The 13,673-nt window shown below is 62.7% G+C and carries 13 protein-coding genes; 7 read left to right on the forward strand and 6 right to left on the reverse strand.

The window, feature by feature from the left end; genetic code table 11:
- Nucleotides 1-177 precede the first annotated feature (177 nt).
- Nucleotides 178-999, forward strand: coding sequence for an alpha/beta hydrolase (locus H0I86_RS08700; RefSeq protein ID WP_180924708.1), 822 nt, complete (start codon nucleotides 178-180; stop codon nucleotides 997-999).
- A 77-nt stretch (nucleotides 1,000-1,076) separates the two neighbouring features.
- On the opposite strand, the gene H0I86_RS08705 is transcribed toward H0I86_RS08700, so the two are convergent.
- From H0I86_RS08705 to H0I86_RS08715, 3 genes are all read right to left on the reverse strand, one after another.
- Entirely contained in the window at nucleotides 1,077-1,715 is a 639-nt protein-coding gene (locus H0I86_RS08705; protein ID WP_180924709.1) for a LysE family translocator, read from the reverse strand.
- 1 nt (nucleotide 1,716) lies between these two features.
- Nucleotides 1,717-2,487 (reverse strand): 2OG-Fe(II) oxygenase, encoded by a 771-nt coding sequence (locus H0I86_RS08710; RefSeq protein ID WP_180924710.1) that lies wholly within the window; start codon nucleotides 2,485-2,487, stop codon nucleotides 1,717-1,719.
- A 101-nt stretch (nucleotides 2,488-2,588) separates the two neighbouring features.
- Nucleotides 2,589-3,215 (reverse strand): alanyl-tRNA editing protein, encoded by a 627-nt coding sequence (locus tag H0I86_RS08715; protein ID WP_180924711.1) that lies wholly within the window; start codon nucleotides 3,213-3,215, stop codon nucleotides 2,589-2,591.
- A gap of 91 nt (nucleotides 3,216-3,306) precedes the next feature.
- On the opposite strand from H0I86_RS08715, the gene H0I86_RS08720 reads away from it, so the two are divergent.
- Nucleotides 3,307-4,290 carry a LysR family transcriptional regulator gene (locus H0I86_RS08720; RefSeq protein WP_180924712.1) on the forward strand — a complete coding sequence of 328 codons (984 nt, stop codon included), beginning with the start codon at nucleotides 3,307-3,309 and terminating at the stop codon, nucleotides 4,288-4,290.
- A gap of 76 nt (nucleotides 4,291-4,366) precedes the next feature.
- On the opposite strand, the gene H0I86_RS08725 is transcribed toward H0I86_RS08720, so the two are convergent.
- A complete protein-coding gene (locus H0I86_RS08725) occupies nucleotides 4,367-4,774 on the reverse strand; it encodes a PA2817 family protein (RefSeq protein WP_007931642.1) in 408 nt (135 codons plus the stop codon).
- Between the two features lie 84 nt (nucleotides 4,775-4,858).
- Entirely contained in the window at nucleotides 4,859-7,306 is a 2,448-nt protein-coding gene (locus H0I86_RS08730) for an acyl-CoA dehydrogenase (RefSeq protein WP_180924713.1), read from the reverse strand.
- A 245-nt stretch (nucleotides 7,307-7,551) separates the two neighbouring features.
- Here H0I86_RS08730 and H0I86_RS08735 point away from each other — a divergent pair, with 245 nt between their 5' ends.
- The 4 genes from H0I86_RS08735 to H0I86_RS08750 all read left to right on the forward strand — a co-directional run bounded on the left by H0I86_RS08735 (nucleotide 7,552) and on the right by H0I86_RS08750 (nucleotide 10,718).
- The gene (locus tag H0I86_RS08735) at nucleotides 7,552-8,211 is read left to right on the forward strand and encodes a transglutaminase-like domain-containing protein (protein WP_180924714.1); all 660 of its coding nucleotides are present in this window, start codon (nucleotides 7,552-7,554) and stop codon (nucleotides 8,209-8,211) included.
- Nucleotides 8,212-8,253: 42 nt separating this feature from the next.
- Nucleotides 8,254-8,877, forward strand: a complete 624-nt coding sequence (locus H0I86_RS08740; RefSeq protein ID WP_150085130.1) for a glutathione S-transferase family protein — start codon at nucleotides 8,254-8,256, stop codon at nucleotides 8,875-8,877.
- Between the two features lie 132 nt (nucleotides 8,878-9,009).
- Nucleotides 9,010-9,942, forward strand: a complete 933-nt coding sequence (locus H0I86_RS08745) for an ABC transporter ATP-binding protein (protein ID WP_150085131.1) — start codon at nucleotides 9,010-9,012, stop codon at nucleotides 9,940-9,942.
- A complete protein-coding gene (locus H0I86_RS08750) occupies nucleotides 9,939-10,718 on the forward strand; it encodes an ABC transporter permease (protein ID WP_007931651.1) in 780 nt (259 codons plus the stop codon). Before H0I86_RS08745 ends, H0I86_RS08750 begins: the two co-directional genes overlap by 4 nt.
- 50 nt (nucleotides 10,719-10,768) lie before the next feature.
- Here the strand turns inward: H0I86_RS08750 and H0I86_RS08755 are convergent, their stop codons facing one another.
- A complete protein-coding gene (locus H0I86_RS08755; RefSeq protein ID WP_025804355.1) occupies nucleotides 10,769-11,284 on the reverse strand; it encodes a DUF2062 domain-containing protein in 516 nt (171 codons plus the stop codon).
- A 148-nt stretch (nucleotides 11,285-11,432) separates the two neighbouring features.
- On the opposite strand from H0I86_RS08755, the gene H0I86_RS08760 reads away from it, so the two are divergent.
- A complete protein-coding gene (locus H0I86_RS08760) occupies nucleotides 11,433-13,664 on the forward strand; it encodes a DNA internalization-related competence protein ComEC/Rec2 (protein ID WP_180924715.1) in 2,232 nt (743 codons plus the stop codon).
- The last annotated feature ends 9 nt before the right edge of the window (nucleotides 13,665-13,673 follow it).

Below are 13,673 nucleotides of genomic sequence, written 5' to 3' on the forward strand. Positions count from 1 at the left end.
GTTCTGCCCACCTCCCTGCCTGCAGCCCCCCAATCACGCGTGGCACTCCTCTCAGAGACCAGCCGTGGACAGCGAAGCCGATCCCCTGAAGTCACCCCGGCCAATGCCGGATAGGTCCGAACGAACCGCAGATCGCTGGCCAAGCCCCTTCAAACATTCCTTCCACCGGAGATGACAATGACCATCCTCTATCGCGACATGAATCAAGCCCAACTCGATGCGGCGTACAACAATACGCAAGCGGTGCCGGATTTCCCCAGTATCTACGCTGCCTTGCAGGCGCGTAGCGCCAGTTTCTATGCCTCTGCGGCCGGTCGCCTCAACCTGCCTTATGGCAGCGGTCCCAGGCAGCGTTATGACTGGCTGCCTTGTGGAAAAACCGACGCCCCGACGCTCATCTTCATCCATGGCGGGTATTGGCAGAATTGCAGCAAGGAAGACTTTGCATTCATCGCCGCCGGGCCCCTGGCGGCGGGGTTCAACGTCGTCCTGGCCGAATACACGCTTGCGCCGCAAGCCTCGATGACACAGATCGTCAGCGAGATTGGCAGCCTGCTCGAGCATCTCCAGGCCGACGCCGATCAGCTGGGGATCACAGGGCACAAGGTGGTCTTGAGCGGGCACTCGGCAGGCGGACACCTGGCGCTGCAGTTCCGCTCGCACCCATGGGTGACCGATGTCCTGGCCATCAGCGCACTGGTCGACCTGGAACCCATCAGCCTGTCGTGGCTGAACGAGAAGCTGAGTCTCTCGGATGCGGAAATCGATGCGTATAGCCCGCTGCACCATATCGACAAGGGCGCCCGTACATGGGTGGCGGTAGGCGCCGACGAGCTGTCGGAACTGGTCCGCCAGTCCGATGAATACGCCAAGCAGGCCTTGGCTCGAGGAGAGTCTGTGCAACTGATTCACGTGCCGGGCTGCACGCACTTTTCAGTACTGGATGAAATGGCAAAACCGCAGGGAGCCTTGCTTCAGGCCCTGTCATCCATCCGTTGACCGTGGATCTGCACTGAGCAAAGCCTGGATCGAGCCGCCAGTTACCGGCGGCTCGATCAAGCAGGGCGTTGGGAGGCTTACATCGACAGGATCAGGCGCCCGGCGAACAGAATCAGGATCACCCCCATGGTCCGTTCGAACCAATGGCCCATGCGCATGAACAGCAAGCGCACCCGCGGGCTGGAAAAGAACAGCGCGACGATCACGAACCACAGCGCGTTCACGCAACACATCCACACACCGTAGAGCGCCTGCACCTTGAGGGGCGTGGTGGCGCTGATCACCGTGGTGAAAATCGCCAGGAAGAACAGCGTGGCCTTGGGGTTGGTGGCGTTGGTCAGGAAACCGGTCATGAAGGCCTTGGGCAAAGTCTGCCTTTGCGCCTGATCGTTGCCCGCATCGCTGCCTTCGATCGAGGTCTTGGGCTTGCTGCGCAGCAGGCTGACCCCGAGATAAAGAATGTAGGCACCGCCCACCACCTTGGCCACGCTCAGCAGCCATGGCGTGGTGTGCATCAGCGCACCGACCCCCAGCAGGGTGTACAGCACATGCACGGAAATCCCCGCGCCGATGCCGATGGCCGTGCCCAGCCCGACCACCCGGCCAAAGCGCACGCTCTGGCGGATGGTCACGGCAAAGTCAGGCCCGGGAGCCACCACGGCGAGAAAGTGGATGGTCGCCAGGGCCAGGAATTCGCCTAGATAGTTGGAAAGCATTTCAACTCCAGAAGGTCAGGGGGGACGAGCTGCCGCGATAGCCGACAAAAAAGGAAAGGCTCAGGCGCGGGTTGGCCACCCCTGGGGTGACGGCATGCATGCGCCTTGAATTGAACATGATGAAATCCCCGGGCTCCGGGCGGATCTCCAGCGAGGGTGTGCCGAGCAGGGCGGGATCGATGCCGTAGCTGTCGCCGCGCATCTCGTCGAACTGATCGGGTGAAATATCGTGATTCCACATCTGCAGGGCGCCGCCGGCCTCGGGCATGTTCAGGTAGAGGTTGCAGGCGAACTGTGCTTCCAGGCTGTGGGCCTGGAAGCTGTCGGGGGCGTCCTTGGCGAAGATGTCGCGATGGGCGAGGAAACACACGCCGGGCTTCACCACCCGCGACAGGCCGACGTACATCTTGCGCCCGTACAGGTTTTCCAGGTGGGCGCCGGCCGGCCAGGACTCGTCGAGCATGCAGCGCAGGGTGTCGACAGGAGAGGCGTAGGGTGCGCAGCGCGAACGCAGTTCGTCGATGTTGGCTGTGGCGCGCTCGAAATAGTCCTCGATCAGCAGCGGCTGGTTTTCCGCTTCGTAAAACGCCATGCCGATACGCCCGATGCTGGGAGCGTTGATGTAGCCCTCGAAGCCGGGAGCGAGAATCTTGTCGCCCAGCTGGATCGCCTGGGCGTGCGGCAGGAAGTTCTTGATGCGCAGGGCGAGCACTTGTTCCTGGGCCAGTTTCTTTATGCACGTCTCATCGAGACGCTCGACGTCAAGCATCATCTGCAGATCCCTCTATCCGATAATCGTCGAACCCGCGCACGCGGGTTTCCCCTGTGTCAGGCGATGCGTCGCGTGATGTGCAAGGCAACACCGCCGATGAATCAGTCCACGTGGTAGTGAACTGAAAGCATTCCTTTCTTTTGCGAGAGGGAGGCGATAGTGACGCTGCCCAATTCCTTCAGGCGCTTCACGTGGGTACCACCGCAACCATAGGCGGGAAGCTCGCCGAAACCGATTTCCCGCGAGCCTTCACGCAGCGAGATCAGGCGCGGCAGGTCGGCGGCAATCCAGTGATCGATGCCACTCTGCAGGCTGTCGACGTCGAGTTCCTGCGGGCTGTCGCCGGGCTTGAAGGACACGCGGCCCTCGCCAGGCCAGTGATGGGCCTTGACCGGAACCCAGCCGCGGGTTTCGCCGAAATGGCCGATCAGGTGCCCGGCCGAATGCATGCGGGTATTGAACTGGCGACGCTGTTCATCGACCTGGACCTGGACCATGCCCGGTTGTACCGGCTGGCTGACGTAATGAACGATCCGCTCGGGTTCCTGGACCACGCGCAATACCTGGCTGTCGCCGATCCAGCCGGTGTCGCAGGGTTGGCCGCCGCCTTGGGGATGAAAAATCGTGGCACGCAGGACCACCGCGAATTCGTTGTCCTGCGGGGTGCATTCGAGCACTTCAACGTTGGCCTTGAGTTCATCATTATGAAAAAAGAGGCGAAGCGTCATATTCCGTGCCCTTATTAAAATGTCTTTTTTAATTATATGGTGCGGCGGAATTGCGTGATAATCCGTTCAAACCTCAAAGGACTGTTGTGCTGTGAGCATAAATCTTCCCCTTCCGTTGCTGGGTGAAATGGCGATTTTCGTCAAGGTCGTCGAGGTCGGCAGCTTCTCCGAAGCCGCCCGCCAGCTGGGCTCTTCACCGTCGGCGGTGAGCCGCAGTATTTCCCGGCTGGAGAAGGCGCTGGCGATTCGCCTGCTGCAACGCACCACGCGCAAGTTACGCTTGAGCGAAGGGGGCGAGGAGGTGTTCAAGCGTTGCAGCGAGATGGTCAGCGCCGCCAAGTCGGTGATGGAAATCAGCGGTCAGTTCACCCACGAGGCCGAAGGGTTGGTACGGGTCAGCGTGCCCAAGGCCGTGGGGCGTTTTGTCGTGCATCCTTATATGCCCGAGTTTCTGCGGCGTTACCCGAAGGTCGATGTCGAGTTGTTATTGGAAGATCGCAACATCGATCTGATCGACGACAACGTCGACCTGGCCATCCGCATCACCGATCGACCGCCGGCGGGGCTGGTCGGACGCCAGTTGCTGACCATCGACCATATGCTGTGTGCCACGCCGCAGTACCTGGCCGAGCATGGAACGCCGAGCCATCCCCATGACCTGCTCAACCACAGTTGCATTTACCTGGGCGAAACCCCCAGCGATGCGCGCTGGAAGTTCAAGAACGGCAGCAAGTCGGTGACCGTCGGCGTGCGCGGGCGTTATGCGGCCAATCACACCGGGGTGAGGCTGGGAGCAGTGCTGGAACATATCGGCATCGGCAGCCTGCCGTACTTCACTGCGCGGCATGCCCTGGAGCAGGGCTTGCTGGTACAGGTACTGCCGGACTGGACGTTTCTCGCCTCCTACCATGGCGGCGCCTGGTTGCTGCATTCGCCGACCCGTTACCTGCCGCCGAAGCTGCGGGTATTCATCGATTACCTGGTGGAGTGCCTGGCCAAGGAGCCGACCTTGAGCCGGCAGGGCAAGCAGGAGGCCAAAGGCTACGAACAGCCCGAAGGTGATGGCGCCGGCTGAGCCAGCCGCTCATGGGCAGGAAAACAAAAGGCCCGCCGGTTCAACCGTGCGGGCCTTTGTAGTGTCCGGGTCGGACTCAGTGCTTGCTGTCCTGGGCGGAGAGCGCCAGCAGCTGCTTTTCCTGGTTCCAGTCGAACGGTTCATCGTTCTGCTCGGCCTCGTAGCGGCGCTCTTCAAGCGCCTGGTACAGGTCGATTTCTTCGTCGGGCATGTAGTGCAGGCAATCCCCGGCGAAGAACCACAGTAGATCGCGCGGTACCAGATGGGCGACCTGTGGATAACGCTGCATCACCTGGCACAGCAGATCCTGGCCCAGGTACTGGCTTTCGATCGGGTCGATCGGCAGTGAGGCGCGCAGTTCGTCGAAGCGTTCCAGGAACAAGGCATGGCTTTCTTCGGGAACCTGCTCGGCTTCACCCACGGCGACCAGGATACTGCGCAAATGGTCGAGCAGGACGAGATGATCGGCGACGACGTTGGACATGACATGAGTCCTCAACAGCAAAACGGGCGCGGGAGTATATAGCTCCCGCGCCCGGTTTCATAATCCGCCTGACGGTCTTGCGCCTTAGCGGGTTTTCCCTTTGCTCAGGGTCAGCTCTTCCTTGGCGAAGTCATCGACGTCGATGACTTTGCGGCGGGCGGCTTCAGCCTCGCGCAGGGTCTGGGCTTCCACCGGTTGCAATACGCCGGCTTCCAGCGCGGCGTCGATGGCATGTTCGCCGGCGACCGGTTTGACCTGGCCGCTTTTCAGCGCCTCGTGCAGTTTTTTCTGCAGAGGATGGCTGGCACTCAACAAGTCGAAGGCCTGTTGCAGGGCGCCGACCGGGTCCTCTACCGATTGTGGGCGGTAGCAGCCAGCCAGCAGCTCTTCCAGGGTCGGGTCGCCCTTGGCCCGGCCGATGATCGCGGCGACCTCGGCGTCCAGTTCATCGGACGGGCCTTTGTGACGGCGGCCGAACGGGAAGACCACCACCCGCAGCAGGCAACCCAGCACCCGGTTCGGGAAGTTCTCGAGCAGTTCGTCCAGCGCCCGTTCCGACTGACCGAGGCTTTCTTCCATGGCCCAGGTGAACAGTGGCTGCAGATGCTCCGGCGAATCCAGGTCGTGGTAGCGCTTGAGGGCGGCGGAGGCCAGGTACATATGGCTGAGCACATCGCCGAGGCGTGCCGACAGGCGTTCGCGACGTTTCAGTTCGCCACCCAGCAGCATCATGCTCAGGTCGGCCAGCATGGCGAAGGCCGCGGCCTGGCGGTTGAGGGCACGGAAATAACTCTGGCTGAGCTTGTCCCCCGGTGCCTGTTCGAAGTGCCCCAGGCCCAGGTTCAGCACCAGGGTGCTGGCCGCGTTGCTCACGGCGAAACCGATGTGCTTGAGCAGCAGGCCGTCGAATTCCACCAGCGCCTGATCGTGGTCTTCGCGATCGGCCAGGGCCATTTCCTTGAGCACGAACGGATGGCAGCGAATGGCGCCCTGGCCGAAGATCATCAGGTTGCGCGAGAGGATGTTCGCGCCCTCCACGGTGATGAAGATCGGCGCGCCTTGCCAGCTGCGGCCCAGGTAGTTGTTCGGGCCCATGATGATGGCCTTGCCGCCGTGCACGTCCATGGCGTGGCTGATGCACTCGCGGCCGCGTTCGGTCAGGTGGTACTTGAGAATCGCCGACAGCACCGAGGGTTTTTCCCCCAGGTCGACGGCATTGGCCGTGAGCATGCGCGCGCTGTCCATCAGCCAGGCGTTGCCGCCGATGCGGGCCAGGGCTTCCTGGATGCCTTCGAAGGCGTTGAGCGGGACGTTGAACTGCTCACGCACCTGGGTATATTGGCCGGTCACCAGGCTGGTGAACTTGGCCGCGCCGGTGCCGACGGCCGGCAGGGAAATGGAGCGGCCGACCGACAGGCAGTTCATCAGCATCATCCAGCCCTTGCCGAGCATTTCCTGGCCGCCGATAAGGAAGTCCAGGGGGATGAACACGTCCTTGCCGGAGTTCGGGCCGTTCATGAAGGCGGCACCGAGCGGCAGGTGGCGGCGGCCGATTTCCACGCCGGGGGTGTCGGTCGGAATCAGCGCCAGGCTGATCCCCAGGTCTTCATCCTCGCCCAGCAGGTGGTCCGGGTCGTAGGCCTTGAAGGCCAGGCCGAGGAGGGTGGCGACCGGGCCCAGGGTGATGTAGCGCTTTTCCCAGTTCAGGCGCAGGCCGATGGTTTCCTCGCCTTGCCATTGGCCTTTGCAGATCACCCCGGTATCGGGCATGGCGCCGGCGTCGGAGCCGGCCAGCGGGCCGGTCAGGGCGAAACACGGGATATCGTCGCCACGGGCCAGCCGCGGCAGGTAGTGGTTACGCTGTTCGTCGGTGCCGTAATGCAGCAGCAATTCGGCCGGGCCGAGGGAGTTGGGGACCATCACGGTGGACGCCAGGTCGCCGCTGCGGGTTGCCAGTTTCATCGCCACTTGCGAGTGGGCATAGGCGGAGAAGCCCTTGCCGCCGAACTCCTTGGGGATGATCAGGGCAAAGAAGCCGTGTTGCTTGATGTGCTCCCAGGCGGCGGGCGGCAGGTCCATGGACTGGCCGATCTGCCAGTCGCTGACCATGGCACACAGCTCTTCGGTCGGGCCGTCGATGAAGGCTTGTTCCTCTTCGCTCAGTTGCGCTTTCGGGTAGGCCAGCAGTTTGTCCCAGTCCGGACGGCCGCTGAACAGTTCACCGTCCCACCAGACCGTGCCGGCATCGATGGCGTCGCGTTCGGTTTGCGACATCGGTGGCAGGACTTTCTGGAACCAGCTGAACAGCGGGGCGCTGAAGTATTTGCGGCGCAGGTCGGGCAGTAGCAAGGGCGCCGCCACCGTGGCCAGCAATACCCAGAAGATCAGCAGCAACCAGCCCGGTGCACGGCTGAAGGCGCCCATGGCCAGCAGGTAGACGGCCACCACGCCCAGGGCGGGCAGGGGGGCGATACGGCGGTGGGCCAGGTAGGCAATACCGACCAGCAGAACCAGTATCCACAACAACAGCATATTTAAACCTCCGTGAAGCCAGGGGCAAAATCACCCAAAGAGCTTAGTCGGCATCCGACAAAAGGGGTGACAGGCAGTGCGCTTGAAGCGGTAAGTAGAAGCGGACGCAGCGCGTCAGGCATCGGGTCAGCAGCTTGTCGATCTTGTCAGGCTCGAAGCGGCAGCCTCTGATGTTTGGCCGAAACGTCGTTATCGCTGGGATGAGGCCGTCGTTAGACTCGAGACTTCACTCGGAGATCATCCCCATGCACGAGTACTTGAGTCCCAGCCGCTTCATCGATAGTGACCATCCCGCGGTGGTGGAGTTCGCGGAAACTCATCGTGGCCCCAGCAGCGATCCGCTGGAGCAGGCGGTGAGCCTCTATTACGCGGTGCGCGAGGCCGTGCGCTACAACCCCTACACCTTCAGTCGCGACCCCGAGACCCTGCGTGGCAGCCATGCCCTGGCCGCGGGCGAAAGTTACTGCGTGCCCAAGGCCACACTGCTCGCCGGTTGCGCGCGGCATTGCGGGATCGCCGCGCGCATCGGCCTGGCGGACGTGCGTAATCACCTGTCGCCCCCGCGTTTGCTGGAATTGCTGCGCAGTGACGTGTTTGCCATGCACGGTTATACCGAGCTGTACCTGCAAGGACGCTGGGTCAAGGCTACGCCGGCGTTCAACCGGAAACTCTGCGAGCTGTACGATGTGGCGCCACTGGAATTCGATGGCCGTCATGACAGCGTATTCCATCCTTTCAATCGCCAGGGCGAGCAGATGATGGAATACGTGCTGGACCACGGACAATTCGCCGATGTCCCCGAGACCTTCTTCTTCAAACACCTGGAAACGTGTTATCCGCACTTGTTCGGCGAGCAGATGCCGATGCTGCTGGGCGACATGCAGAGTGATTTGAGTCAGGTCTGATCCGGCGTAGACTGCCTCGGCATTCATCACTGAGGAGCGGTCATGCTGAAGATCTGGGGTCGGAAAAACTCGTCGAATGTCAGGAAAGCATTGTGGTGCGCCGAAGAACTCGGCCTGACCTACGAGGCGGTGGATGCCGGTGGTGCCTTCGGCGTGGTGGATACCCCGGCGTATCGGGCGATGAACCCCAATGGGCGGATTCCGCTGATCGAGGACGACGGCTTCGTGCTGTGGGAATCCAACACCATCGTGCGTTATCTCGCCGCGCGCCATGCCGCCGGTACGGCCTGGTACCCGGACGATGTGCGGGCGCGGGCCTCGGCCGAGAAGTGGATGGACTGGACCACCTCGACCTTTGCCGAACCCTTCCGCCACCTGTTCTGGGGTGTGCTGCGCACGCCGGCGGAGCAGCAGGACTGGGGCAAGATCAATGCCGCGCTGAACAGCTGCGGCGAATTGCTGGCGGTGGTCGACCAGGCCCTGGCCGAACATCCCTACCTGTCCGGCGACGAAATCGGCATGGGCGATATCCCTCTGGGCAGCTTCATTTATGCCTGGTTCGAAATGCCCATCGAGCGCCCGCCATTGTCTAATCTGCAAGCCTGGTACGCACGCTTGCAGCAGCGTCCGGCCTATCGCAAGGCGGTGATGACCGCGTTGACTTAATACTGACTATCAACACAGGTGACTGTACTTGTGCGGTGTCGGCAAGCACCATTGGGTGTATCCGGCGCCGTTGCAATGCAGGCGAACCGCCCTTACCTATAATGTTCTCCCTTCTTGGTGCGTAAATCCGATATGAGTTCCGCTCTGTCCATCCGGCAGCTAACCAAAACCTACGGCAACGGTTTCCAGGCCCTGAGTGGTATCGATCTGGATGTCGCCGAAGGTGACTTTTTCGCCTTGCTCGGCCCCAACGGTGCCGGCAAATCCACCACCATCGGCATCCTCTCGACCCTGGTGAACAAGACCAGCGGCACGGTGAGTGTCTTCGGCCATGACCTGGACCGCGAGCCCGCCGCGCTCAAGCGTTGCATCGGTGTGGTGCCGCAGGAATTCAACTTCAACCAGTTCGAGAAGACCTTCGACATCGTCGTGACCCAGGCCGGTTACTACGGCATCCCGACCAAGGTCGCCAAGGAGCGGGCCGAGCAGTACCTGACCCAGCTCGGGCTTTGGGACAAGCGCGATGTGCCGTCGCGCTCGCTGTCCGGTGGCATGAAGCGCCGGCTGATGATCGCCCGGGCCCTGGTGCACGAACCGCGCCTGTTGATCCTCGACGAACCAACCGCCGGCGTGGATATAGAGCTGCGTCGTTCGATGTGGACCTTCCTCACCGAACTGAACCAGAAAGGCATCACCATCATCCTCACCACCCATTACCTGGAAGAGGCCGAGCAGCTGTGCCGCAACATCGGCATCATCGACCACGGCATCATCGTCGAGAACACCAGCATGCGCCAGTTGCTCAGCCAGCTGCATGTGGAAACCTTCCTGCTCGACCTGAAGACCGACATGAAGGTGGCGCCGCAACTGATCGGCTATCCGAGCAAGCTGGTCGACAGCCACACCCTGGAAGTCCAGGTCGACAAGGCCGTGGGCATCACCGCTCTGTTCAGCCAGTTGGCCCAGCAAAACATCGAAGTGCTGAGCCTGCGTAACAAAACCAATCGCCTTGAGGAGTTGTTCGTGTCCCTGGTGGAGAAAAACTTGTCGAAGGTGGCGGTATGAGTTCCGAGCTACGGCCCAACCTTGTCGCGCTGAACACCATCGTCTATCGCGAAGTCCGGCGTTTTACCCGGATCTGGCCGCAAACCCTGCTGCCGCCGGCGATCACCATGGTTCTGTACTTCGTGATCTTCGGCAACCTGATCGGCCGGCAGATCGGCGACATGGGCGGTTTCACCTACATGGAGTACATCGTGCCGGGCCTGATCATGATGTCGGTGATCACTAACTCCTACGGCAACGTGGTCTCGAGTTTCTTCGGCAGCAAGTTCCAGCGCTCCATCGAGGAATTGATGGTGTCGCCCGTGTCGCCGCACACCATCCTCATCGGCTACACCCTGGGCGGTGTGCTGCGGGGGCTGGCGGTGGGGGTGATCGTGACGCTGCTGTCGCTGTTCTTCACCCATCTGCAAGTGCACCACCTGGGCATTACCTTGCTGGTGGTGGTCCTGACCGCGACCATCTTTTCGCTGCTGGGTTTTATCAACGCGGTATTTGCACGCAACTTCGACGATATCTCGATCATCCCGACCTTCGTGCTGACCCCGCTGACCTACCTGGGCGGGGTGTTCTACTCCATCACCCTGCTGCCGCCGTTCTGGCAGACGGTGTCGCTGGCCAACCCGGTGCTGCACATGGTCAACGCTTTCCGTTTCGGCATCCTGGGGGTTTCCGATATCCAGATCAGCGTGGCCATTACCTTCATGCTGGTCGCCACCGTGGTCCTGTACTTCGGTTGTGCCCGCCTGCTGGTCAGTGGTCGCGGCATGCGCCAGTAAGCTCGCACAGATACAACAACGGCCTCCCTCGGGAGGCCGTTGTTGCGTTTCTACAGCCGGCTCTGCTTGCGGCGGCGCCATTGCCGGCTGACCCACCAGCGCCAGTACAGCATGGTCAGGCAATAGGCGAGGGCGCCCAGCACCAGGCCGGCCACCACCGAGCCCAGCAGGAAGGGTTGCCAGAGGGTCGAAAGTTCGCCGCTGATCCATTCCCAGGTCAGCTCGTCGGGCAGGGTCCGGGCGGGTACGTTCATCAACCAGGCACCGACCTGATAGGTGCAGAAGAACACCGGCGGCATGGTGATCGGGTTGGTCAGCCAGACCAGGCTCACGGCAATCGGCATGTTGCCGCGCACGGAAATGGCCAGCACCGCGGCGAGCAACATTTGCGCGGGGATCGGCATGAAGGCCGCGAACAGGCCGACCGCCATGGCGCGCGCCACGGAGTGCCGGTTGAGGTGCCAGAGGTTGGGGTCATGCAGCAACGTGCCAAGAAAGCGTAAGGACTTGTGTTCCCTGATGCTGGTCGGATCTGGCATGTAACGTTTGAATAGGCGCCGGGGCATAAGGCTTCTCGGTCAGTTCAAGCGGCAAGTATGCCCGGATTCTAGAAGGCGCCCATTCAGACTTTGTGACAAATGATAAAGCTGACGCCCGGTCCGCTGAGCTAAGCCAGAGAGTGGGAACACTCAAAAACTGCTCAAGGACGGGCTTATGCGCACAGGGATGCTGGCGTTGGCGGCGGGGCTTTTGAGCCTGCGCTTTTTGCCGGCGCTGCCAGCGATCGGATGGCTGGCCGTGCTGCCGGTAGTGGCCTTGATGCTGCTGCCGTTTCGCACCTATCCATTGGCTTTTTTCCTGTTGGGCCTGGCGTGGGCTTGCATGAGCGCGCAATGGGCGCTGGACGATCGTTTGCCGGAACCGCTCGACGGACAGACCCGCTGGCTTGAGGGCCGGGTGGTGGGACTGCCGCAGCAGGCCGAGGGCGTGCTGCGTTTCGAACTGGAAGGCGGGTGGGCACGGCGCGGACGGATTCCCCAGCGCCTGCGCCTGGCCTGGTATGGCGGGCCGCCGGTGCACAGCGGCGAACGCTGGCGCCTGGCGGTAAAGCTCAAGCGCCCTGCTGGGCTGGTCAATCTGCAGGCTTTCGATCACGAGGCCTGGCTGCTGGCCCAGCGCATCGGCGCCACGGGTACGGTCAAGGATGGGCAACTGCTGGCCGCCACGCAGGAGAGTTGGCGTGCGCGTATTCGCCAGCGCTTGCTGCAAGTCGATGCCCATGGGCGCGCCGGTGGCCTGGCGGCCCTGGTGCTGGGTGACGGCTCGGGGCTGAGCCGGGAAGACTGGCGTGTCCTGCAAGACACCGGGACCGTGCACCTGATGGTGATTTCCGGGCAGCACATCAGCTTGCTGGCCGCCGTGATGTATGCCCTGGTGGCGGGGCTGGCCCGCTACGGCCTGTGGCCCGGACGTTGGCCCTGGCTGCCCTGGGCCTGTGGGCTGGCGTTCGCTTCGGCCCTGGGGTACGGATTGCTGGCGGGCTTCGATGTGCCGGTGCGTCGTGCCTGCGTGATGGTCGCCCTGGTGCTGATCTGGCGCCTGCGCTTTCGTCACCTGGGGGCCTGGTGGCCGTTTCTGCTGGCGTTGAATACGGTACTGTTGTTCGAGCCGCTGGCCAGTCTGCAGCCAGGATTCTGGCTGTCCTTTACTGCGGTGGCGGTACTGATTCTGATCTTTGGCGGGCGCCTGGGAGGCTGGCGCTGGTGGCAGTCCTGGACCCGTATTCAATGGCTGATCGCCATCGGCCTGTGCCCGGTGCTGCTGGCGTTGGGGTTGCCCATCAGCCTCAGCGGGCCGCTGGCCAATCTGCTGGCGGAACCCTGGATCAGCCTGCTGGTGTTGCCGCCGGCGTTGCTCGGGACCTTGTTGCTGGCGGTGCCTTACCTGGGCGAAGGCTTGCTCTGGCTGGCCGGTGGTTTGCTGGACGTGCTGTTCCGCGGTCTGGCGCTGCTGGCTGCCCAATGGCCGGCCTGGATAGCGCCGGCCATACCGTTCTGGGCCTGGAGCATCAGCGCGCTGGGGGCCTTTCTGCTGTTGCTGCCCGCGGGTGTGCCGCTGCGTCCCTTGGGATGGCCGATGCTGCTGTTGATGGTGTTCCCGCCGAAAAACACCCTGCCATACGGCGAAGCGGAGGTCTGGCAGCTGGATGTCGGGCAGGGGCTGGCGGTGCTGGTGCGGACTCGCGAGCACGCGATGCTGTATGACGCCGGCCCGCGTTTTGGCGACTCCGACTTGGGCGCCCGGGTAGTGCTGCCATCGTTGCGCAAGCTGGGCGTCGAGCGCCTCGACCTGATGCTGCTCAGCCACGCGGATGCCGACCATGCCGGTGGCGCCGATGCCGTCCAGCGCGGCTTGCCGGTGGCCAGGCTGGTCAGCGGCGATCCCGAGGGCTTGCCGGCCTATTTGCCGGCAGAGCCTTGCGCCAGCGACGAGCAATGGCAATGGGACGGGGTACGTTTTGCCCTGTGGCAATGGGCGGATGCGCAGAACGGCAACCAGAAGTCCTGCGTGATGCAGGTCGAGGCCAAGGGCGAGCGTTTGCTGCTGACGGGGGATATCGATGCCCAGGCGGAACGCGCGCTGTTGAATACCCCGCTGGCCGTCGAGACCCACTGGTTGCAGGCGCCACACCACGGCAGCCGTAGCTCGTCGTCCCCAGCCCTGCTCAAGGTCCTTGCGCCTTCGGCGGTGCTGATTTCCCGGGGCCACGGCAACGGCTTCGGGCACCCGCACCCGCAGGTCGTCGAGCGTTATCGCCAGCAAGGGACCGCCATTTACGACAGTGCGCAGCACGGAGCGCTGCGGTTGATGCTGGGCTCCTACACCGAACCGACGAGCCTGCGGGCGCAGCGACGCTTTTGGCGCAAATGGCCACTATCTCCTTAAATAACCGGG

The organism is Pseudomonas chlororaphis subsp. aurantiaca, from assembly GCF_013466605.1.
GTDB lineage: Bacteria > Pseudomonadota > Gammaproteobacteria > Pseudomonadales > Pseudomonadaceae > Aquipseudomonas > Aquipseudomonas chlororaphis_I.